Source organism: Aminobacter sp. GW821-FHT11F06 (genome assembly GCF_058808215.1).
The window spans coordinates 94,670-114,615 of sequence record NZ_JBXARL010000012.1 but is presented as its reverse complement, the minus strand read 5'-3'; the positions used below and the strand labels follow the sequence as shown (position 1 = coordinate 114,615).

The 19,946-nt window shown below is 61.8% G+C and carries 17 protein-coding genes and 1 pseudogene; 9 read left to right on the top strand and 9 right to left on the bottom strand.

What is annotated here, in order from left to right; all coding sequences use genetic code 11:
• Positions 1-173: 173 nt before the first annotated feature.
• The 4 genes from AC1RTB_RS24165 to kynU form a co-directional block, all read right to left on the bottom strand.
• The gene (locus AC1RTB_RS24165) at positions 174-1,214 is read right to left on the bottom strand and encodes an amino acid ABC transporter permease (protein ID WP_492881705.1); all 1,041 of its coding nucleotides are present in this window, start codon (positions 1,212-1,214) and stop codon (positions 174-176) included.
• The gene (locus AC1RTB_RS24160) at positions 1,211-2,362 is read right to left on the bottom strand and encodes an amino acid ABC transporter permease (RefSeq protein ID WP_492881704.1); all 1,152 of its coding nucleotides are present in this window, start codon (positions 2,360-2,362) and stop codon (positions 1,211-1,213) included. The genes AC1RTB_RS24165 and AC1RTB_RS24160 overlap by 4 nt, the downstream gene beginning before the upstream one ends.
• Before the next feature lie 25 nt (positions 2,363-2,387).
• The gene (locus tag AC1RTB_RS24155; protein ID WP_492881703.1) at positions 2,388-3,422 is read right to left on the bottom strand and encodes an amino acid ABC transporter substrate-binding protein; all 1,035 of its coding nucleotides are present in this window, start codon (positions 3,420-3,422) and stop codon (positions 2,388-2,390) included.
• A gap of 139 nt (positions 3,423-3,561) precedes the next feature.
• Positions 3,562-4,827: a kynureninase gene (kynU, locus tag AC1RTB_RS24150; protein WP_492881702.1), complete on the bottom strand. Its 1,266-nt coding sequence runs from the start codon at positions 4,825-4,827 to the stop codon at positions 3,562-3,564.
• Positions 4,828-4,979: 152 nt separating this feature from the next.
• Between kynU and AC1RTB_RS24145 the strand changes: the two genes are divergently transcribed.
• The 3 genes from AC1RTB_RS24145 to AC1RTB_RS24135 all read left to right on the top strand — a co-directional run bounded on the left by AC1RTB_RS24145 (position 4,980) and on the right by AC1RTB_RS24135 (position 8,380).
• On the top strand, positions 4,980-5,723 hold the full coding sequence (locus AC1RTB_RS24145; RefSeq protein WP_492881701.1) for a GntR family transcriptional regulator: 744 nt from the start codon (positions 4,980-4,982) through the stop codon (positions 5,721-5,723).
• Positions 5,724-5,797: 74 nt separating this feature from the next.
• Positions 5,798-7,474 (top strand): amidohydrolase, encoded by a 1,677-nt coding sequence (locus AC1RTB_RS24140; RefSeq protein ID WP_492881700.1) that lies wholly within the window; start codon positions 5,798-5,800, stop codon positions 7,472-7,474.
• Positions 7,475-7,504: 30 nt separating this feature from the next.
• Positions 7,505-8,380, top strand: a complete 876-nt coding sequence (locus AC1RTB_RS24135; protein WP_492881699.1) for an alpha/beta hydrolase — start codon at positions 7,505-7,507, stop codon at positions 8,378-8,380.
• 455 nt (positions 8,381-8,835) lie between these two features.
• Here AC1RTB_RS24135 and AC1RTB_RS24130 read toward each other — a convergent pair whose 3' ends face one another.
• From AC1RTB_RS24130 to AC1RTB_RS24110, 5 genes and pseudogenes are all read right to left on the bottom strand, one after another.
• Positions 8,836-9,546, bottom strand: coding sequence for a 2'-5' RNA ligase family protein (locus AC1RTB_RS24130; protein WP_492881698.1), 711 nt, complete (start codon positions 9,544-9,546; stop codon positions 8,836-8,838).
• 45 nt (positions 9,547-9,591) lie between these two features.
• Complete coding sequence (locus AC1RTB_RS24125; protein WP_492881714.1) at positions 9,592-9,849, bottom strand: GCG_CRPN prefix-to-repeats domain-containing protein; 258 nt, start codon at positions 9,847-9,849, stop codon at positions 9,592-9,594.
• Positions 9,850-10,053: 204 nt separating this feature from the next.
• Positions 10,054-12,444 (bottom strand): arylsulfatase, encoded by a 2,391-nt coding sequence (locus AC1RTB_RS24120; RefSeq protein ID WP_492881713.1) that lies wholly within the window; start codon positions 12,442-12,444, stop codon positions 10,054-10,056.
• Positions 12,428-12,553: pseudogene (locus AC1RTB_RS24115) on the bottom strand (formylglycine-generating enzyme family protein); the annotation flags it as partial. The gene AC1RTB_RS24120 and the pseudogene AC1RTB_RS24115, both read right to left, overlap by 17 nt.
• Positions 12,554-12,767: 214 nt before the next feature.
• A complete protein-coding gene (locus tag AC1RTB_RS24110) occupies positions 12,768-12,980 on the bottom strand; it encodes an LA2681 family HEPN domain-containing protein (RefSeq protein WP_492881697.1) in 213 nt (70 codons plus the stop codon).
• Between the two features lie 377 nt (positions 12,981-13,357).
• On the opposite strand from AC1RTB_RS24110, the gene exbB reads away from it, so the two are divergent.
• From exbB to AC1RTB_RS24080, 6 genes are all read left to right on the top strand, one after another.
• Positions 13,358-14,488 carry a tonB-system energizer ExbB gene (exbB, locus tag AC1RTB_RS24105; protein ID WP_492881695.1) on the top strand — a complete coding sequence of 377 codons (1,131 nt, stop codon included), beginning with the start codon at positions 13,358-13,360 and terminating at the stop codon, positions 14,486-14,488.
• Positions 14,489-14,499: 11 nt separating this feature from the next.
• The gene (exbD, locus tag AC1RTB_RS24100; protein ID WP_492881694.1) at positions 14,500-14,943 is read left to right on the top strand and encodes a TonB system transport protein ExbD; all 444 of its coding nucleotides are present in this window, start codon (positions 14,500-14,502) and stop codon (positions 14,941-14,943) included.
• Positions 14,940-15,821, top strand: coding sequence for a TonB family protein (locus AC1RTB_RS24095; RefSeq protein ID WP_492881693.1), 882 nt, complete (start codon positions 14,940-14,942; stop codon positions 15,819-15,821). The genes exbD and AC1RTB_RS24095 overlap by 4 nt, the downstream gene beginning before the upstream one ends.
• Positions 15,822-15,872: 51 nt before the next feature.
• Positions 15,873-16,376, top strand: coding sequence for an RNA polymerase sigma factor (locus AC1RTB_RS24090; RefSeq protein WP_492881692.1), 504 nt, complete (start codon positions 15,873-15,875; stop codon positions 16,374-16,376).
• A gap of 112 nt (positions 16,377-16,488) precedes the next feature.
• Positions 16,489-17,442, top strand: a complete 954-nt coding sequence (locus tag AC1RTB_RS24085) for a FecR family protein (protein ID WP_492881691.1) — start codon at positions 16,489-16,491, stop codon at positions 17,440-17,442.
• Positions 17,443-17,638: 196 nt separating this feature from the next.
• Positions 17,639-19,930: a TonB-dependent receptor gene (locus AC1RTB_RS24080; RefSeq protein ID WP_492881690.1), complete on the top strand. Its 2,292-nt coding sequence runs from the start codon at positions 17,639-17,641 to the stop codon at positions 19,928-19,930.
• Positions 19,931-19,946 lie beyond the last annotated feature (16 nt).

Below are 19,946 nucleotides of genomic sequence, written 5' to 3'. Positions count from 1 at the left end.
CGGTGTCGGAGATGTGCATCTTGGCCCGATCGACCTTGATCTCGTCGGCGCTGACTGCGTTTTCGATGGCCATGGGCACGCGTTTCCTTATTCTGATGATATTCCGTCGCGCTAAGATTGGTCTGTCGGCTCGGGCATTCGCGCTGAGAGCGGCATGACTACTGGTTGGATTGTCAGCCATGTTGCAAACGTCGTTCCAGCGAGCGGCTGTAACGCGAGATGAAGAAGCAGAACGCGACATAGATCAATGCGACGAAGATGTAGCCTTCGAGCGCGAAGCTACGCCATTGCGGGTCGCCGAGTGCCTGCTTGGTGGCGAGCAGGAGGTCGGTGAGGCCGACGATGCCGACCAGCGACGTATCCTTGAACAGGCCGATGAACAGGTTGGCGATGGCGGGTATGGCATGGCGCAACGCCTGTGGCACGACGATCAAAAGCGAGGTCTGCCAGTAGGTCAGGCCAAGGGCTTCGGCTGCCTGACCCTGTCCTTCGGGAACAGCCTGGAGGCCGCCGCGAATGGCTTCGGCGAGGTAGGCGGCGCTGAACAAGGTGATTGCGGCGAGCGCGCGCAACAACGCGTCGACTTGTACCTTGCCGGGCAGGAAAAGCGGGATCATGAACGAGGCCATGAAGAGCACGGTGACCAGCGGCACGCCACGCACCATCTCGATGAAGGCGACGCAAAGCGATTTGATCACGCGCAGGCGCGAACGGCGGCCAAGCGCCAGTACAACGGCGAGCGGAAACGCGCCGACCATCCCCCCCAAGGCGAGGAAAACCGTCAGTGGCAAGCCGCCCCACAGGTCAGTCGGCACATATTCAAGGCCCAGCGCTCCGCCGCGCATTAAAAAGATAATCGCGGTGACGCCGATCGTCCAACCGGCAACGACGGCACGCCAGCCGAAGCGCAGCGAACAGCTAGCGAGGACAAGGATGATGGCGAGAGCAAGGGCTGCGAGCGGGCGCCACTGCTCGGCGTATGGGTAACGACCAAACAGGATCAGCCGGTACTTTTCATGCACGAATGACCAACAGGCGCCGCCATTGGCGCGGCAAACATCCGGAGCCGCTGCGACCCATGTCGCATCGACAAAGGTCCAGCGCAGCAGCGGTGGCACGAACATGACAAAGGCCGCCAGCATCGTCAGCGTCAGCAATGAATTACCGACACTCCCGAACAGCCGCTGACGCAGTTTGGGAACGCTAACGCTCATTTCACACCAACCAGCGCAACACGCGCGTTGTACCAGTTCATGAAGGCCGAGATGGACAGGCTCGTGGCCAGATAAACACCCATCAGGATGGCGATGACCTCGATGGCCTGGCCGGTCTGGTTGATGATCGTGTTGCCGATCGACATCAGGTCCGGATAACCGATGGCGATGGCAAGCGAGGTGTTTTTGGCCAGATTGAGATACTGGCTGGCGAGCGGCGGTACGGCGACCTTCATCGCCTGCGGGATGATCACCAGGCGCAGCGTGTGAGCACGGCCGAAGCCAAGCGAGGCAGCCGCCTCCGACTGACTCCGGCTCACCGACATGATGCCGGCACGTAGGATTTCGGCGATAAAGGCAGCGTTGTAGAGCGACAAGCCGATGAGCAGTGCGGTCAGCTCAGGCGTCACCTGCCCGCCTCCGGAAAAGCCAAAGCGGGTCGGCTGCGGCACGTCGAAGGGTGTGGCCGCGGCCAGCAAAACCAGCGCAGCGATCGCCGGGCCCAACAGCAGTACGGCGCGCGGCCAAAGCAGAGCAGGAGCGCCCGTATGTTCGGCACGGCGGCTCGACCAGATAGCGTAGATGACAGCAGCAATGGTACCAACAATCAGGGCCGCAAGGACGATGCCTGCGCCTGAATGCAGGATAGGGAAATGCAGGCCGCTCTTGGCCAGATATAGGCCAGGCAGCAGCTGCGGTGCGGCCGAGGCAGCAGGCAGCATCTGGGTCAGCACAGCGTACCAGACATACAGCTGCAGCAGCAGCGGCACGTTGCGGACGAGTTCGACATAAGTGGTGGCAAGCGGAGCAACGAGTGGATTGCGCGACATGCTGGCAATGCCGACCACGGTGCCTAAAATGGTCGACAAAACGATGCCGAGCACGGCAACGACCAGCGTATTGAGCAGACCGACAAGCAGCGCCATGCCGAAGGTGGAATTAGCGCTGTAGGGAATGAAGCTCTGGCCGATTTCGAAGCTTGATGCCTGCCAGAGGAAGCCGAACCCGGTGCGGATCGAGCGTTCTTCGAGATTGCCGATCAGGTTGATGGCGAGGAACGCGATAATGCCCGCGACGAGCGCGAGCACCATCACCTGGCTGGCGATAGCGCGAAAGGCCGGATCGTTCCAGCCTCCCGCCGAACGCATTGATTGAGTTGCGCCCGTCATCGTCTCATCGCACGGGAAAGGCGTACATCTGACCGCCCTGCGACCACAGCGCGTTGGCATTGCGCTCCATGCGCAGTGGCGTCTTCGGGCCGACATTACGTTCGAAGATCTCGCCGTAGTTGCCGCCCCGCTTTATGGCGCGATAGGCCCAGCCGGCATCGAGGCCAAGCTTTTCGCCCATGTCGCCGGAAGTGCCGAGCAGCCGTTGGATGCTCGGATCCTGGCTATTCTTCATGCTGTCGATGTTGGTCTGCGTAATACCCTTTTCCTCTGCCTCGATCAGCGCCATCAGCGTCCACTTGGCGACCGTGTACCACTCGAGATCGTTGCGGCCGACGACTGGGCCAAGCGGCTCCTTGGAGATCATCTCGGGCAGAATCTGCCATTCGTCTGGGTTCGGCGCGTCGGAAGCGCGGACCGACGACAGATACGACATATCAGCAGAGAAGGCCTGGCAGCGACCGGAGAAGAAGGCGGCGCGCGCCTCGTTCTGCGATTCGAACACGACCGGAGTGAATTTCTTGCCATTGGCGCGGAAGTAGTCAGCGAGGTTGAGTTCGCTTGTGGTGCCGGTGGCAGTGCAGATGCTGGCGCCGTCGAGATCGAGCGCACTCTTGAGATCGAGCGACTTGGGCACCAGGAAGCCCTGGCCGTCATAGAAATAGACGCCAGCATAAAGCAGCCCGAGCGAAGCGTCACGGGTCAGCGTCCAAGTCGCGACGGTGGTCAACATGTCGATTTCCCCGGACTGCAGGGCGGTGAAGCGCTGCTGAGGGCTGAGCGGAACAAACTTCTCCTTGGCGGCGTCGCCAAGCACGGCGGCCGAAACAGCGCGGCAGAAGTCAGTGGTCAGGCCCGTCCACTGACCCGAGCTGTCGGCGATCGAGAAGCCGCCAATGCCGGTGCTGACGCCGCAGACGACTTCGCCGCGCTGGCGCACGGCGTCAAGCGTCGGGCCGGCTTGCGCGGGCGCGGTGATTCCGGCGGTGGCCGCCATTAGCATGGCGCTGGCCAGGCCGTTCTTGAGCAGATTGTTCATTGGATTCCCCTCCCTTGATACTCCGCGTCATCCTTGGCCACTGCAGCCAAGAGTTGCGGAAAATTGCGCCGTCCTCCAGAACGGCACGATCCGGTTCGCCCGGTTTGGATCGACGCGCCAGGTGGGGCGCGCCGAAGTATCAGGTGACGGCGCGGCGCGTGGCAAAACGCTCGTCACGCCAGCTTCCGGACGTCATCACATCGTTGAAGGCATCGGCCGCACGGTAGACGTCGGCGAAGCTGAGGTAGGCCGGCGCAAAGCCGAAGCGCATCATGTCGGGGGCGCGGAAGTCGCCGACGATGTTGCGCGCGATCAGGGCCTGGATGACCGAGTATCCCTTCTCGAAGGTAATCGAAACCTGGCTGCCACGGATCGAGTGGTCGCGCGGAGTGACCACCGTTGCCTTGTGGGCGCGGCACGTCTCGTCGACGAGTTCGATGAACAGGTCGCTCATAGCCAGGCTCCTGGCGCGGATGTCGGCCATATCGACGTCTTCGATGGCGGCAAGGCCGGCATTGAGGGCGCGCAGCGACAAGATCGGCTGGGTACCGCACAAAAGGCGGCGCGCACCATTGTCCGGGCGGTATCCTACCTCGAATGCAAAGGGTGCGGCGTGGCCCCACCAGCCCGAAAGCGGCTGGCGCAGGGTCGCATGATGGCGTGTGGCGGCATAGATGAAAGCGGGTGAGCCCGGGCCACAGTTGAGATATTTGTAAGTGCAGCCGACCGCGAGATCGGCGCCGGACTTGTCGAGCTCGACCGGAATCACGCCAGCGCTATGGCACAGGTCCCAGACGGCAATCGCGCCCGCCTCGTGGATGAGGCGAGTGAGGGCCGCCATATCGCGCAGCTCGCCGGTCTTATAGTCGACATGGTTGATGAGAACGACTGCGGTGCGCGCGTCGATCAGGTCCTCGATCCTGTCAGCGTCGACGCCTTCCAGCAGCAGTTTAATGTCCGGACGGCCGGCAACCACGCCTTCGGCGACATAAAGGTCGGTCGGGAAGCTTCCGGCTTCGGCGACGATAGTGGTGCGGCCAGGGCGGAGCGAAAGGCCCGCGTGCAGAGCCTTGTAGACGTTGACCGAAACCGAGTCGCAAGCGACTGTCTGGCCAGCGCCTGCGCCGATCAGCACGCCGATGCGGTCGCCCAGACTGTCAACGAGCGAAAACCAGCCCGCATCGTTCCAGCTGCGGATCAGGCCCTCGGCCCATTCCTTGCGCACGGCGGTTTCAATGTCGTCAAACGCGGCGATCGGAGCGGGGCCGAGCGAATTGCCGGCAAGGTAAACCATACCTTGAGGAAGATGGAAGCGCGCCTGCACGTGGCGCAACGGGTCCGCCGCGTCGCGCTGCTCGATCTCAAGCGGCACGCTTGCCACCTTCATGGATACTGCCTGGTTCATCGCGCCTCTGCTGTTGTCACTGCGGGCGCCCACATTGCGTCTCCCCACAGCTTCGATCATTCTGCCTTATATCGAAGATGTCAATGCATATATATAATTCGACATGGCGGCGTGTGTTATATATAACGTATTGGATTATATGAGAGGATCCAATGGACGCAGCTGACGTCACGACCAAGACCGAGTTCGCGTATCGCACCCTGCGTCAGGAAATCTTGGAAACCCGGCTGCTGCCAGGGGCGCCCCTCAAGCTGGGCGCCATGCGTGACGCCTATGGCATTGGATGGACGCCGCTGCGCGAGGCGTTGTCGCGCCTCGAGGCAGAACACCTCGTCATTTCGAGCGCCAACAAAGGCTACACCGTCGCGCCGGTGTCACTGGAGGAGTTGAGCGACCTGACCAATGCCAGGCGCCTTGTCGAACTGCCGATGCTGGCGGACTCTATCGCCAATGGCGACGAGGAATGGGAGACAGCCCTTGTGGCCGCCCATTTCCGCCTGTCGCGCTGCAAGCCGCCGGTGGAAAACCCCGAAGAGCATGTCATCACCGACTGGAAGGAGCGGCACGAGGCGTTTCACCTGGCGCTGCTTTCGGCAAGCAAATCACAGTGGCTGATGCGCTTTTACATGCAGATCAAGGACCAACTGCGCCGTCACCATCGCATTTTGGCGATCACGCCTGGCCTTGCGGCATCGAAGGGGCCGGAATGGCGGGAAAGCACAACTTACCATGCGCTGCGCGCCGCCCTGGCGCTTGAGCCGCATACCGAGCTGATGAACGCAGCGCTCGATCATGACGTCGACCGTGCGGTCGCATTGCTAGGCGCCCACATCGAGCTGACTAAGCTCGTATTCGTTGCAGTCGATATCAACGACAAACCCGATCTTGGCACCTGAACGGTTTTAGGGTGCCGGTCGCCGCCCTTTCCCTTGTTTGCGACATAACACGCCCGCATATTTCGAGGACTTCCATGGCCACCGCGTTTTCCAATTGCAGCCCGACGCTCGTGCTGCTCAACGGCAAGGTTGTCGCTGACGACGGCATTCATGAAGCTGTGGCAATCGCCGGCCAGCGCATTGCCGCACTGGGCACATCGGCTGCCATAGCAGCGCTGGCAAACACGGGCACCGAGATCATCGATCTTGCCGGACGAACTGTCGTGGCCGGGCTTATTGACGGCCATGCCCACATGGATCGCGAAGGCCTGAAGAGCACGCTGCCGTCGCTATCGGGTTGTCGTTCGATCGAAGACATAGTCGACAAGATTGCAGCGATTGCCGCTACCAAGAATCCGGGCGAGTGGATCGTGACGATGCCGATCGGCGAACCCCCGAGCTATGAGGACGTGCTGTCGGGCATTGCAGAAAACCGCTTCCCCGACCGTTGGGATCTCGACCGCGCTGCACCCGATAATCCGGTCTACATCCGCTCGATCTGGGGTTACTGGCGCTCGACGCTGCCGCTGGTCTCGATTGCCAACAGCGCAGCACTCAAGCTGGCCGGCATCGACCAGGCGACGGTTGCGCCGACCGAATCTATCGAGATCTGCCGTGACGCGGCGACCGGCGAACCCAACGGCATCTTCATCGAGACCAACAAAATGCCGGTGGTCGAAATGAGCCTGATGCGGCAGGCGCCGCATTTCACCCCGGCGGAACGTGTGTCAGCCCTGGCTGCCTCGATGCGGGCATATAACCGCGCCGGCACGACCAGCGTGTTCGAGGGCCACGGCGTCGCTTCGGAAGTGCTCGACGCTTACCGCCAGGTTCGATCTTCGGGACGGCAGACGGTTCGCGCCTCGATGATCTTCAGCCCTGCATGGGGATCGACATCGTCCGACGATTGCCGTGCGCTGCTGAAATCCTGGGGCCATTGGCTGGCCGGCCGCGGGCTCGGCGACCAGTGGCTGGGCATGGCCGGCCTCTATGGCGAGATCGACAATTCGGTGGAGCGCGAATTGCGTAGCGCTGCTTTTCCACAGACTGGATGGGCCGGCTTCCACTACAACTCATCGCTGCCACGCGATGCGCTCAAGACAGTGCTTGTCGAGGCTGCCCGCAACGGTATCCGCGCCGTCGGCATCTTGCCCAACATGCTCGACCTGTTTGCCGAGGTCGACGAAATCGTGCCGATCACCGCTCAGCGCTGGGTACTCGGCCACATCGTCAGCCTGACACCGGACCAGGTGAAGAAGGCCGCCGATCTTGGCCTCGCCGTCACAACCCACTTGAGCGCCTATCTCTACAAGCGCGGCAGCGAGCTGATCGAAAAGTTGGGCCAGGATCGCGCCAGCGAGATCGTGCCGTTGCGCTCACTGCGCGAGGCCGGCGTGCCAATCTCGTTCGGCAGCGACAACGCACCGCTCAGCCTGTTTCATTCAATCGCGCATGCCGTCAACCGTCGCGACCGGACCGGGGCGCTGATCGCACCCGACCAGGCCCTGACGCGCGAGGAAGCACTCGAATGCGCCGCGCTGGGTGGGGCGGCTCTGACTTTCGAAGAAGCCGAGAAGGGCAGTATCGCCGCCGGCAAGCTGGCCGACATGGCCGTACTTTCGACCAATCCCCTGGCCTGCGCCTCTGACGAGCTGGCGCTGATCGACGCCGAGCTCACCATTGTTGACGGTCGCGTCGTCTATCGACAGTGAACCTGCCCTTTCCAATACTGAAAGCCAACCATGAGCCCAACGACCGCCCCCCCGGTGTTTCTCGACTACGATCAGGCAAGGCTTGACCTCAATTTTAACCAGAGTGCCTGGGCGCCCAATGCCGACGAGATCATCGCCTGGTATCGCAGCGCCACGATTGTCGCGCATCAGAGGCTGGCTTCACTTAGCCTTGCCTATGGTGAGGGGCCATTCGAGCGGATCGACCTGTTTCAGGCGCATGAAGTGAATGCGCCGCTCGTTGTCTATGTCCATGGCGGAGCCTGGCGCTCGCTCAGCCGCATGGACAGCGCGTTTGCAGCCGAGGCCTTCGTTGCTGCCGGAATCAATTTCGCGGTGCTCGATTTCGCCAGCATCCCCGACGCGAGGCTGCCAGACATGGTGCGTCAGGTGCAGCGTGGGATCGACTGGCTATCGCGCAATGGAAGCGAACTGGGTTACGACGTCGGACGGTTAGTCGTCGTCGGCCATTCTTCCGGAGCACATCTTGTCGCGGCTGCACTCAGTGCCGCGACCGATATCCAGATCGCGCCTGGCACCGTCAGTGGGGCCATCTGTGCCAGCGGTGCCTACGATCTCGAGGGTCCCATGCTGAGCGCACGCAGGGCCTATCTGCAATTGAGTTCCGCCGAGGTCGATACCTTCAGTCCGGTGCGGCATCTGGAGCACATAGGCTGCCCGATGATCGTTGCCTATGGCGACGGCGAAACCGATGAGTACCGCCGGCACGCGAAGGCCCTGCATCAAGGGCTGGTGGAAGCAGGCAAGGCAAGCCAGCTCATACTTTCCAAATGCCAAAACCACTTCGAGGTCAGCCGGACGCTGGCCGATCAAGACGGTATTCTGTTTCGTGCCGCATTAGATCTGGCTTTCAACGGAACTCGCTGAAGCGGGGCCGAGATGCTCATGCACAATCGCCGCCCTAAGGGTCGACGCTCAAATGCGTCAGGCAAGCCGCTTCCGAAACGGAAACGCAGCATCGTGAGCGGCTGCCGGTTTCGTGGACACCGAGATAAGGTGTTTGACGGAGCTGGAGAGTGGGAATGCCGAGAAGGAAGTTCAGCCGCGAGTTCAAGCTTGAGGCAGTGAAGCTGGTTAGGATCGGGGCGTTACGGTGGCACTGGCGGCTTAATCCTCCGAAAATGTCAGAGGCTCTCCTTGCCACAGTGCCAGTATTCAAAACGTTGCAGCACAACCGCGCGAACTCGGTATATTTCGCGCGAACGGCCGCCCGACGATGATGAGGTCCGGACCGGGCGCGCGGTTCGAGGCTCACGTCTGAGTTGGAAGCTAGTTGATAAAGTCTGAGGTTTGGTGCCCGCGAGATGGTAGGACCGTCTTCATCATTTCAGCTGCCACGCCTGCAGTTTCTTCCGAGCCGCTCCGAAATTGCCGAGCTGATAAACCGACAACGCGGCGGAGGAGAATGTGAACGTATCGAACGGTTCGGCGACCATCTTCTTTAGATAATCCGGGGAGGCGACGCCGACCGTGACGTGTGGCACGAGTTTTTTGCCGCTTGAAGCCGGCACGTAGTGAGCCACGTAGTCAATCGTTGCCTGGTTGATTTCGGGGTCTTCCGCTGTGGTGAAGAACGCAGCAGCAGTCCCTTTCTCGACGGTAAAGGGGGCAATCGCATCGATGAGCTTCTGTTGGAGCCGGATAAGTTGGTCAGTTGGCTCGATCAGGATCACGGTCACACCGGTCTTGTCCCATACGAGGAAGTCGTACTTGAACGCCTTCAGCGTCAATCCGGCCGGTTTCTCCGCAGCCAGGACATCGCCAACCGCGGCGTAGACTTTGTCGAGGGCTGCCGTCTGGACGAAGCGCTGTAGCATCGTGATGTGCGGGTGGTGTGTTGCATCCAAAGCGTAGCCCTTTGGGAAAACCTCGCGTAGGCGGGCATTGGCAGCCTCCGCATGTTTGATCATTGTTGCGTCCGGTTCCAGCGCGATGTCGATCGCCGTGACGGGATTTTCCTGCGCCGCCCCTGGGCCAACCAGCAATCCCAAGCCCGCTACGAGCGCGGCGATGAAGTTCAAATATTTATGCATTTTACGTCCTCCGCTTCAGACTGATGTCATCGAGCATGGCACGGCTCAACGGATCACAATCGGCCGTCGATCAATGACGACAGGGCGCGGGCGAACGACTGTGCGAGGAACGACTACAACAGGCCGGGGAGCGACGACGACCGGGCGAGGAGCGACAACCACGGGTCGCGGCGCAACGACGACGGCCCCGCCAGCCCGAACGCAGCCGCCGAGCGGTCCGCGATAGAAGCCGACGCCGCATCCGCCCGCGACCTTTGTGACGTCGTATGCCCTTGCCTGTGACAGGGCGGATGACGTCGGCATGGCCTGCGCCCCGAATGATGTCAGGGCGAGGAACGCGACGCCCATGGTGGCCAGAGCAATCTTTGCGAGCATCATCGAATTCCCTTTCGTGCTTCAGCAGCCAGAATGTGCCTCCGCGCGGCTCCGGAGAGTGGCGTTTCCGCGCTGTCGGATTTTGAAAGGAGGCGGCGAAAATCGTGTTCGCCGCCTCCAGCTGGTCGGCGCTCAGTCCAGATATTCGACCTTCAGATGCCGGATCGAGCCATTGAAGGCGAAGGGCTTGCGGTCGAAATAGGCAAGCGAGACGGGGGAATAGCTATCCCGGCCGACGTCAAAGGCGTCATTGGCGGTAAAGGTAAGCGCCGCCGAGCGTGGGACACGCCCCTTGCTGACCTCTTTGCCGTCCACGCGGATGACGATGTCGAGAGGCGCGGGGCGGGCACCGTCAGCCTTGCGCGTTTCGACCTCGATCTTGACCTTCCCGGTCGGGAGCGGGGCGGACGTTTCCAGCTGCGTCCGTTCGATCTCGAACAGGTTGTACTCGTAGCTGAGCTTCCCGTTCTCGACCCACAGGGCGACACCGCCCGAGACGGCTCCGAGCGCGTAGAGCACTCCCTTCGAGTCAGGCTGCAAATCCGCATCGATGGTGACAAGGTTGCTGCGTGATCCGAGCCGCGGTGCGGTAAACTCGGGAACGCCGACGACCTCCTGCGTGTAGTTGAAGGTCTTGGCAGGATTGGACGGTGCGTCTTCCGGGTGGAAGACCGCGGACCACAACCCCCCGCCGACCGGGTCGACCTTGTTATCTTTCGCGCTCACGTCGAACCCGTTCTTCAGCTCATCGAGCTTGCCGGGATGAGCGGCGGCGATGTCCTTCGCCTGCGAGAAGTCCTTTTTGAGATCATAGAGCTCCCAAACATCATTCTTCGGCGACCAGCTCATGATCGAAGGATCGACGCCTGTTTGCCAGGGCACTCTCGGCCCGAATGCCGAAGCGATCCAACCGTCCTTGTAGTAGGCGCGACTGCCCATGACCTCGAAATACTGCTCTTTCTTGTGCTCCGGCGCCGTCGGGGACGCGAAGGAATAGGTCATGCTGGTACCATCGAGCTGATCTTGGCTGACGCCGTCGACGGTCTTCGGCGGCGTGATGCTGAGGATGTCGTAGATCGTCGGGACGATATCGTTGACGTGGTGGAATTGCGGACGCGGTGTCTTGTCCGCTTTGATCCTGCTTGGCCAGGACACAGCGAGCGGCGTGCGTGTTCCACCAAAATGCGCGGCAATCAGCTTTGTCGACCGGTATGGCGTGGAGCCAGCCCAGGCCCAGCCGGCATGGTACATGTTGTCCACCTTGGGCGACCCGAGCACGTCCAGACCGCCAAGCTCGTTCATGGTGCGGATATGATCCTTGATCTCGGATGGAATGCTGTTCTGCGCCAAGAGCTCGCTGATCGTGCCGTTCTGGCCTTCCGCACTCGAGCCGTTGTCGCCCCAGATGTAGAAGACGAGCGTGTTGTCACGGATGCCCAGCTCGTCCAGGGTATCGATCAACCGGCCGGCCTGCGCATCGGCATGTTCGGTGTATCCGGCGAACACTTCCATGAGCCGGCGCTGGAATGGCTTTTCATCCTCGGGAATATCGGCCCATGCGGCAAGCGTCTTCGGCCGTGGCGTCAGCTCGGTGTCTTTCGGGATCCAGCCGAGTTCTTTCTGGCGGGCGAAGACATCCTCGCGCATGACGTCCCAGCCTTGGTCGAACTTGCCCTTATATTTGTCCGCCCATTCCTTGAAGATATGATGCGGACCATGGGACGCCCCGGGGGCCCAATACATGAAGAACGGCCGATCCGGCGTCAGCGCATGGACCTGCTTCATCCATGAGACAGCCTTGTCGGTCATGTCTTCGGTGAAGTGATATTCCTTCTTACCCTCGGACGGATTCACCCGGACCGTGTTTTCGACGACCGCAGGCTCCCATTGCGAGGACTCTCCCGCAAGGAAGCCGTAGAAGTAGTCGAAGCCGATCCCCTGACCCGCCGGCCAGTTCGTATAGGGACCGACGGCGGTGGTCTCGTTGGCCGGCGTGTTGTGCCATTTTCCGAAGGCGCTCGTCGCGTAGCCATAATAGCCCAGCACTTTCGCAGCAGTCGCGGATGTGCGCGGGATCCGGCCGGAATAGCCGTCCCAATCGTTCGCCAGTTCGGCGATCTGGCCATAGCCGACGCGGTGGTGATTGCGCCCGGTCAGCAGCGCTGCGCGCGTGGGTGAGCACATCGCGGCATTGTGGAAGCGGCTATAGGTGACCCCGTCTCCGGCGACGCGGCTCAACGTGCGTGTATCGATCACGCCGCCGAAGGTGCTCGGAAGTGCCGGACCAACGTCGTCGAGCATGATCACGACGATGTTCGGCGCGTTGGCTGGGAGATGCGACTGCACTGGCAGGGGGCTGTAGGTCGACTCCGCGATCGTCGGTCCGGCCTTGCTGCCTGAGGGTGTTGGCGGAAACGGCAGCGATTCCTGGGCCAAGGCCACTGCGGGCGATCCCAACATCAAGAGCGTCGTGCTCACGCCGAGCCAGCGCGTTCGAAATTGGTGACTAAAAGGCCGTTTCATTCGATTCTCCGTTTCGAATAGCGCATCTGAACCCGACATGGCTTGTCGACGTATCGATCGCTTCTGCATGTCGGGCCGCAGGTCGGTAGCGGCCAGCACACTCGTGAGCCGACCGAACGACGCCGTCACTGCCCGGACAGAGCCGCGGCCTCGGCGGCGCGCACCACTTCCGCAGGTGCCAACGGCTCGCGCCACCGTGCCTGGGCGCGCGCTTCGGGTCGCTGCAGCACGCGATCGCGGCCCGATCGGTCAGCGACTTCGTTGCGAGCATTTCGTGCATGGGCAGCTTGCCCGTCTTGCCATTTCACGCCAATCGCGATCGGCTATGCTCCGCCCCGCCGGTCGCGAAACCCCCGAGGTTCGGCCTTGCGAAAAGCGTCAACGCGGTGATCGCGGCGAGGTCCGATGGCTGATATCCCTTTGACGCGCGGCCAGTTCCCGCTGCCCTTCGTCAGCAAGCCCTCGTAGAGCATGAAGCGAGCCGACGCATATTCCTGTTTCATCTGGTTAAAGAAACCGACCACTGGCGGTGGCATCACGACGCCCGGTCGCTCGTCGAACCTTTCGCTTATGGGCGGCAGGACGAGATCGTCACATGCCGCTCCTGTCCCCATTCAAGTGCGACATGTGTCGCGAGCGCCAGATCCTCCTGAAAGGCCAGGGCGAACATTCGCGCGGCGGCACTCCCGCGCAGCGCCGAAAACATCGTAGGCGCTTGAATCAACGCGTGTTTCCTTGAATCGAAACGCGAACATTTGTCGTGACGAAGTCGTTACGGCTCGTTCGACCCGGATTTCTTGATTATTATACTCAACAATGTTAGAGGCCGGCTCACTTGGAAGAGCCAGGTGACGCGACTGCCTGTACTGGTCGCCTCAAAACCACCTCGGCTTGCGATCGGGAGACGTGGGACATGCAAGACAACAGGGCAATCGAACCCGCCGGCAAGACTGTCAAGTCAAAGGCTCTGGGTCGGTACGCGGGTGCAGGCATAGCACTGTGGGTGGCACTGAACGCAGGCGCGGCCCTGGCGCAACAGGCTGCGCCGGCAACCGCCCCAGTCACAGTGCCTGGCCAGAATCTCGCCAGCCAGCCGGCAGCAGGCCCATCCGGTGGGGCGACACAGCCACGAACTCAGGCTGAGCCATCGGCGTCCAGCACCGCTCCCACGATAATCAACGGTTCCAGCGCACCCGCCTCCCCCGTTGGCGACGACGCCGGCAATGCCAACTCGGCTGACCCGATCGACACGACCGTTGGCGCACCTGTCGACACCAACGTCCCCAAAAATCTTTTGCCGCACGATTTGTCGCCCTGGGGCATGTTCATGGCCGCAGACTGGGTGGTCAAAGGCGTGATGATCGGCCTGGCCATCGCTTCGCTGGTGACATGGACGGTGTGGCTCGCCAAGTCGCTCGAGGTCGCCGCCAGCAAGGCGCGGCTGAAAAAGGCACTGCGCGGCATTCTTGGTGCCCGCCGGCTTGAAGATGCCGCCCAGACCCTTGGCGATCGCGCGGGCATCGGCAGCGTGCTGGTTGGTGCCGCCGTCGAAGAGATGGAAATGTCGGGACACGAATTCGGCCATGGCGATGCCTCAGGCCTCAAGGAGCGCGTCGAGTCGCGGCTGATGCGCATCCAGGCGCAAGCCGGCCGCCGCCTTGGCCGTGGCACCGGCGTGCTTGCCACGATCGGCTCGACGGCGCCCTTCGTCGGTCTGTTCGGCACCGTCTGGGGCATCATGAACTCGTTTATCGGCATCTCGGAGTCCCAGACCACCAATCTGGCGGTTGTCGCGCCGGGCATCGCCGAGGCACTTTTGGCAACCGCCGTCGGCCTGATCGCCGCCATCCCGGCCGTTGTCATCTACAACGTCTTTGCCCGCTCGATCACCGGCTATCGCCAGGGACTGGCCGACGCAGCGGCGGGCGTGCAGCGGCTCGTCAGCCGCGATCTCGACCGCCAGCCGTTGCGCGGCGAGCGTGCGCACACAGCTCCCGAGGCGGTGCATGCCAACGGGCGCTTCGCGCCTGCCGTCGCTGTCTAGGAGACGGAGCCATGGCCGGCGGCATCAGACAATCGCCTGACGAGGACGACCTCCAGGAAAACCACGAGATCAACGTGACGCCGTTCATCGATGTCATGTTGGTGCTGTTGATCATCTTCATGGTTGCCGCACCGCTGGCAACGGTCGACGTCAATGTCGACCTGCCGGCATCGACGGCGACCCCTTCGCCGCGGCCCCAAGAGCCGCTTTACGTTACGCTGAAGGATGATCTCAGCCTGGCCATAGGCCAAGATGCCGTTGCCCGCCCGTCATTCCAGCAGAAGCTGGACCTGCGCGCCAAAGGCGACAAGCAAAGCCGCATCTTCCTGCGCGCCGACCGCAGTGTCGATTATGGCGAGCTGATGGAAGTGATGAACCTCATGCGCGGTGCCGGCTATCTCAAGATAGCCCTGGTCGGGCTGGAAGCCGTACCAACCACGGGACAGCCGCAATGAGCACGGCAAGGCACGACGACTTCAGATTCGATGGCGTTAACCACAGGGAAGCCGTACTCTGGTCGGCGGCAGCGGCAGTCATCGTTTCCGCGCACATGGCCGGCGCCTGGTACCTCCATCAGCAACCCGTCATGACGATGGACGAGCCGCAGGGGCAGACGGCCGTGATGATCGACCTTGCACCGATGGCACTGGCGCCCGAAGCGGTTCCGCAAGAGACTTCCGATCTGGTCGACAGACAGGCGACAGAAACCATCACGCCCGATCCGGTCGAGCCGGAAACGACGCCTGTAGAGGAAGTCGCCCAGGAAGTTTCTGAGCCCGTGGAAGAGATTGTAGAGAGCGAGCCAGTCGAGGAGGTCGTGCCCGATCTCGTCGAGGCGCCGCTGCCGGAAGTGGCGATGGCTATTCCCGAGCCGCGTCCGGAGGTCGAAAAGCCCAAGCCTATCGCCAAGCCAGTGCGCGAGAAAAGGAAGGTTGAGAAAAAGCCGGAGCCGGTCAGGCAGGCCAAGGTCGAAAAGAAGCAACCAGCCAACAGCCCAGCAGCCCAGAAATCGGCTCAAAACAGCGAAACCGCCCGCGCACCCGCAGCTGGCCAAGGTGGCGGCAAAGCCGTCTCGCCGGCCCAATGGAAGGCAAAAGTCCTGAGCCGGATCGCCAGGCAAAAACGTCACGCGACCGGCAACGGTTCAGTCCAGATCAGCTTCACGTTCACCGCCGCCGGCGAAATCCTCACAGCCGTTGTCGCCTCGTCTTCCGGTAACCCGAAACTGGATCAAACCGCACTCAACATGGTGCGTCGGGCGTCGCCGATACCAGCACCCCCACCATCGACACCTTTGTACCTGGTATCCCCTATTACCTTCACATCCCGCTGATCTGGCCCGGCCGCCTGGCTTCCGTTCTATCTCGCGCCAAAAGTGACCAAAATGGAACTCACAAGGCTGCTTTCCAGTTTTGCCGCGCTACGCCCGCGAATCGAAGCGCTGACGCGCGGGCGCGTTGGCTGCGGCGCGACTGCCGAGGATATTGTCCAGGACACCTGGATCAGGCTGTCCAAAGTGCGCAACGAAGAGACCATAGACAACCACGCGAGCTTTGCCATGCGAGCGGCGAAGAACGCCGCCATCGGGCATTTCCGCAAGCAGAAGCGGCGCAGTGAAATCGACGCCGAAGTCAACGAGTTGTTGTGGCAATCGGTCGACGAGATATCGCCCGAACGCATCATGATGGGCCGCGACATGCTGCGTGCTGTCGATGCGGCACTGCAAACCATGCCGGAAAAGAGCCGGCGCATTTTCCTGATGAACCGCCTAGGCGGCATTTCCCACCGCGAGATCGCACGCCAACTCGGCATCTCGGACGAAGCCGTCTACTACCACATTCGGCGTGTGGTCGAACGGCTTGCCGAGCTTCGCGATAATCTGGGCTGACCTTAAAACCATATTTTTTTCGCTGCAGAGCTTAGGTGTAGTGCTGTCTCGCATGTCTATGATAGGCAACTGGTTGAGGTGCCCGACGCGGGCACGTGCTGCGTGACAGGCGATGGGCAAAGAACGATCCGAGATCGACCGCAAGGTGGCGCTCGATGCACGCGACTGGATCGTGCGGCTGACCGCCGGCGACGTCAGCCGTGAGGAGTTCGACCGCTTTCATGCCTGGCGCGCGCAGTCGCCGGCGCACCAAATGGCGTTCGCCCGCGAGCGGGAATTCTGGCAGCTGCTGCAAGGCGTGAACAACGAAAACGCGCGCCCCGCGCCAGTGCGACGCCGCCCCGTCAGCCGACGCACATTCCTTGCGGGCTCCGCTGTGGCCGCAACCGCCGCTGCGATTGTTGGGCCGCGTATCGTCACCTGGATGCACTCGGATTTTGCCACCAGCTCGGGCGAGCAGGTCCACGCCACCCTGCCCGACGGCTCGACAATGTTTCTCAACACCAACAGCAGCGTGGCGGTGGACTTCCGTTCCGACATGCGGCTGGTAAACCTGATCGACGGCGAGGTCGAATTCACAGTGAAACCCGTTGCCGGCCAACCCTTCCGGGTCGCAGCACGCGGTGGCCGCAGCGATGCGGATGTCGGTGTCTATGCCGTTCGCCGCGACGCCGACAATGTCATAGTGACCGTGGCTGAAGGTGCTGTAGCTGTTGCTGGCGATAATGCTGCCAGTTCGTCGAACGAAGTGTTGCTGTCTGCTGGTCAGCAGACACGCTACAGTAGCGGAGGCGCGCCGTTGCCTGCGGCACGGATCGACCTCGACACCGAGCTTGCCTGGCGCACGGGGCGCGTGGTTTTTCATGGCAAGGCTTTCGGCAGTGCCGTCCGGGAACTCGGACGCTACGTCCCCGAGCGCATCGTCGTGACCACCCATGCCCATGACGAAAACCCAGTCAGTGCCGTGTTCCAGACCCGCGATGCTCATGCGGCGATCGAAGCACTCGCTCACACCCAGGGGCTGTCGGCGCGCCGTGTCCCAGGCATCGTCATCGTGATCTCCTAGAACCCCATTCCGATTGAAATGCGGCTCTATCTTCTTGTTGGAGCATGACCCCGGAAATTTCGGGATCATGCGCTCGCCCAACGTCCAGCCGGCATCTTTTTTCAAGAAAAATGAAAACGGCCCCTTAGGCGCTGGCTGCTGTCGCGCGTCAAACGATCGAGGCGTTCAGTGCTGACGCCAGATTTGGGGATTGAATATGGTCGGAAATCGCAGGGATGAGTACAGTTTAGCGTCGAACCGGCTGCTGTTGAAGCTGCTGATCGGAACCACGCTCGGCACTGGCTCGGCGATTTTCGTTGCGCCCCACAGCCAAGCTCACGCGCAGGCGGCACCGCGTGTCCACGCCATCAATCTGCCGGCACAGCCACTTGGACGTTCGCTCAGGCAACTCGCCGAGCAGACTGGCCTGCAGATCGCGTTCGGAACCGCGGATGTTGGCAACGCCCGGGCACCGGCAGTGGCCGGAACGATCTCGTTGGAGCAGGCATTGGCACGTCTGCTTGCCGCCAGCGGCATGAGCTACAGGTTCACCGGTCCCAACACGGTTTCGATCCAATCGGCCACATCAGGCGCGTCAGCCGCTACCGGCGGTGCTGCCCCGGCCGGCAGTTCGCTAGTGTTGGACACGATCGACGTGACCTCCCAACGCGCCAATGGCAGCGTCAACCACGTCGAGATCACGGCTGAGGACCTTGCGCGCAAGAACCCGACGGACCTTCAGGAAGTCTTTGCCGACGAGCCCAAAATCTCCGTTGGCAGCTCCGTACCTACGTCGCAGAAGGTTTATGTCCAAGGTATCGAAGAGACCAACCTTGCGGTCACTGTCGATGGCGCGCGGCAGAACAACAAGGTCTTCCATCACAACGCAACCAACCTGATCGATCCTGCTTTGCTCAAGGCTGTCAGCGTTGACGCCGGCGTCGCGCCCGCAGATGCCGGCCCCGGTGCGCTTGGCGGCGCCATCGAGTACGAAACCAAAGACGCACGCGATCTGCTCGATCCCGGCAAGAGCTTCGGCGGCCTGGTTACCGGAACCTACGACTTCAACTCCAAGACGCACACGACCGGACTGTCGCTCTACGGTGCGCAGGATGGCTTCGAATATCTCGGCTATCTGAATTTCTCCAAAGGCGACAACTACACGGCCGGCGACGGGCGGGTCGTGGACGGCACAAGCGTCAATCTGCTCAGTGGCCTCGGCAAGATCGCCTATGAGGCCGAGGGTGGAAACCGCTTTGAACTGAGCCATGAACAATTGCGCGACGATGCGCCTCGTCCCTTCCGCGCGAACATGGGCTCGATCTCCAATCCCAAGCCGTGGGAGCCGCTGATCCGCGACTACACGCTCGACCGCAGCAATACCGTCTTCACCTACACCGATACATCGCCGGAAGGCTGGTGGGATCCGAAGGTCGTCGTCGCGTACACCCGCAGCGAGGTCGAAACGCTCGTATTCCCCAAGGTAGGCAGCCCCTACCCCGGCATTGGCACAACCGAAAGCTTCAACGGCAAGGCCGAAAACCGCTTCGCGCTGGACATGGGCAGCATCACGGCCGGCTTTGACTTCTACAACGACGATGCGGCACTCGACGACAAGTACGAATCCGCGACCGAACACGCCAGCAATGTCGGCCTCTATGCCCAGGCACGTATCGAGCCCTGGGAGCGGACGCGGCTTTCGTTCGGAGCGCGCGGCGACAACCAGTGGTTCGAAGGTACCACCGGCCAGAAATGGACGAATGCCGGCCTGAGCGGCAACCTCTCCGGCGAATACGACCTCGTGCCGGACTTCCTGACCGCCAAGGCTGGATATTCGCATGTCTGGGCCGGCGTGCCACTGGGCGAGAATTTCATCTTCAATCCGAAGTGGAACTATGGCGCCGGGCCAGAGGCGGTCACGGCCGACAACGCCACTGCCGGTCTCGTCGCCACCTATCAAGGCTTCTCGCTTGAAGGCGGCATCTTCCGCACCGACATCTACAACGCGCGCACCGCCCGCTATGCCGTCGCAAAAGCCATCGAGGCACATGATGTGCGCTCACAGGGTTTCGAGATCGGCGGCGGTTATGACTGGGGCGCGGGAAATTTCAGCGTCAAATACGCCAACATCGACGTCACCATCGACGGCAAGCCGGCTGATTCCGACATCGGTACCTATCTCGCAACGCCGGTGGGCCAGATCATCGCCCTGGCGGCGACACATCGCTTCGACGATTGGGGCGTGACCGTTGGCGGAGACGTCGAGATCGCGCTTCAATATGACAAGGTCGCCGCCGGCACGCCGCCATTGAAGGGCTATGAGGTGGTCAATGCTTTCGTCGAGTATCAGCCACCGTCGAACCCCAACCTGACATTCCGCGGCGAGGTGAAGAACCTGTTCGATGAGACCTACGCCAACAGGGCGACCTACGGCCAGGAATTCGTCAATGTAAAGCCGCTGCTGGAGCCAGGCCGTTCGTTCCGCCTGAGCGCAACGGCCAGGTTCTGATCCTGTGCAACCAACG

Bases quoted from the DNA above. Each gene is read 5' to 3' on its own strand.
- AC1RTB_RS24165 (WP_492881705.1), bottom strand. From the start codon at position 1,214: ATGAGCGTTAGCGTTCCCAAACTGCGTCAGCGGCTGTTCGGGAGTGTC.
- AC1RTB_RS24160 (WP_492881704.1), bottom strand. From the start codon at position 2,362: ATGCGTTCGGCGGGAGGCTGGAACGATCCGGCCTTTCGCGCTATCGCC.
- AC1RTB_RS24155 (WP_492881703.1), bottom strand. From the start codon at position 3,422: ATGAACAATCTGCTCAAGAACGGCCTGGCCAGCGCCATGCTAATGGCG.
- kynU (WP_492881702.1), bottom strand. From the start codon at position 4,827: ATGAACCAGGCAGTATCCATGAAGGTGGCAAGCGTGCCGCTTGAGATC.
- AC1RTB_RS24145 (WP_492881701.1), top strand. From the start codon at position 4,980: ATGGACGCAGCTGACGTCACGACCAAGACCGAGTTCGCGTATCGCACC.
- AC1RTB_RS24140 (WP_492881700.1), top strand. From the start codon at position 5,798: ATGGCCACCGCGTTTTCCAATTGCAGCCCGACGCTCGTGCTGCTCAAC.
- AC1RTB_RS24135 (WP_492881699.1), top strand. From the start codon at position 7,505: ATGAGCCCAACGACCGCCCCCCCGGTGTTTCTCGACTACGATCAGGCA.
- AC1RTB_RS24130 (WP_492881698.1), bottom strand. From the start codon at position 9,546: ATGCATAAATATTTGAACTTCATCGCCGCGCTCGTAGCGGGCTTGGGA.
- AC1RTB_RS24125 (WP_492881714.1), bottom strand. From the start codon at position 9,849: ATGCCGACGTCATCCGCCCTGTCACAGGCAAGGGCATACGACGTCACA.
- AC1RTB_RS24120 (WP_492881713.1), bottom strand. From the start codon at position 12,444: ATGAAACGGCCTTTTAGTCACCAATTTCGAACGCGCTGGCTCGGCGTG.
- AC1RTB_RS24110 (WP_492881697.1), bottom strand. From the start codon at position 12,980: ATGCCACCGCCAGTGGTCGGTTTCTTTAACCAGATGAAACAGGAATAT.
- exbB (WP_492881695.1), top strand. From the start codon at position 13,358: ATGCAAGACAACAGGGCAATCGAACCCGCCGGCAAGACTGTCAAGTCA.
- exbD (WP_492881694.1), top strand. From the start codon at position 14,500: ATGGCCGGCGGCATCAGACAATCGCCTGACGAGGACGACCTCCAGGAA.
- AC1RTB_RS24095 (WP_492881693.1), top strand. From the start codon at position 14,940: ATGAGCACGGCAAGGCACGACGACTTCAGATTCGATGGCGTTAACCAC.
- AC1RTB_RS24090 (WP_492881692.1), top strand. From the start codon at position 15,873: ATGGAACTCACAAGGCTGCTTTCCAGTTTTGCCGCGCTACGCCCGCGA.
- AC1RTB_RS24085 (WP_492881691.1), top strand. From the start codon at position 16,489: ATGGGCAAAGAACGATCCGAGATCGACCGCAAGGTGGCGCTCGATGCA.
- AC1RTB_RS24080 (WP_492881690.1), top strand. From the start codon at position 17,639: ATGGTCGGAAATCGCAGGGATGAGTACAGTTTAGCGTCGAACCGGCTG.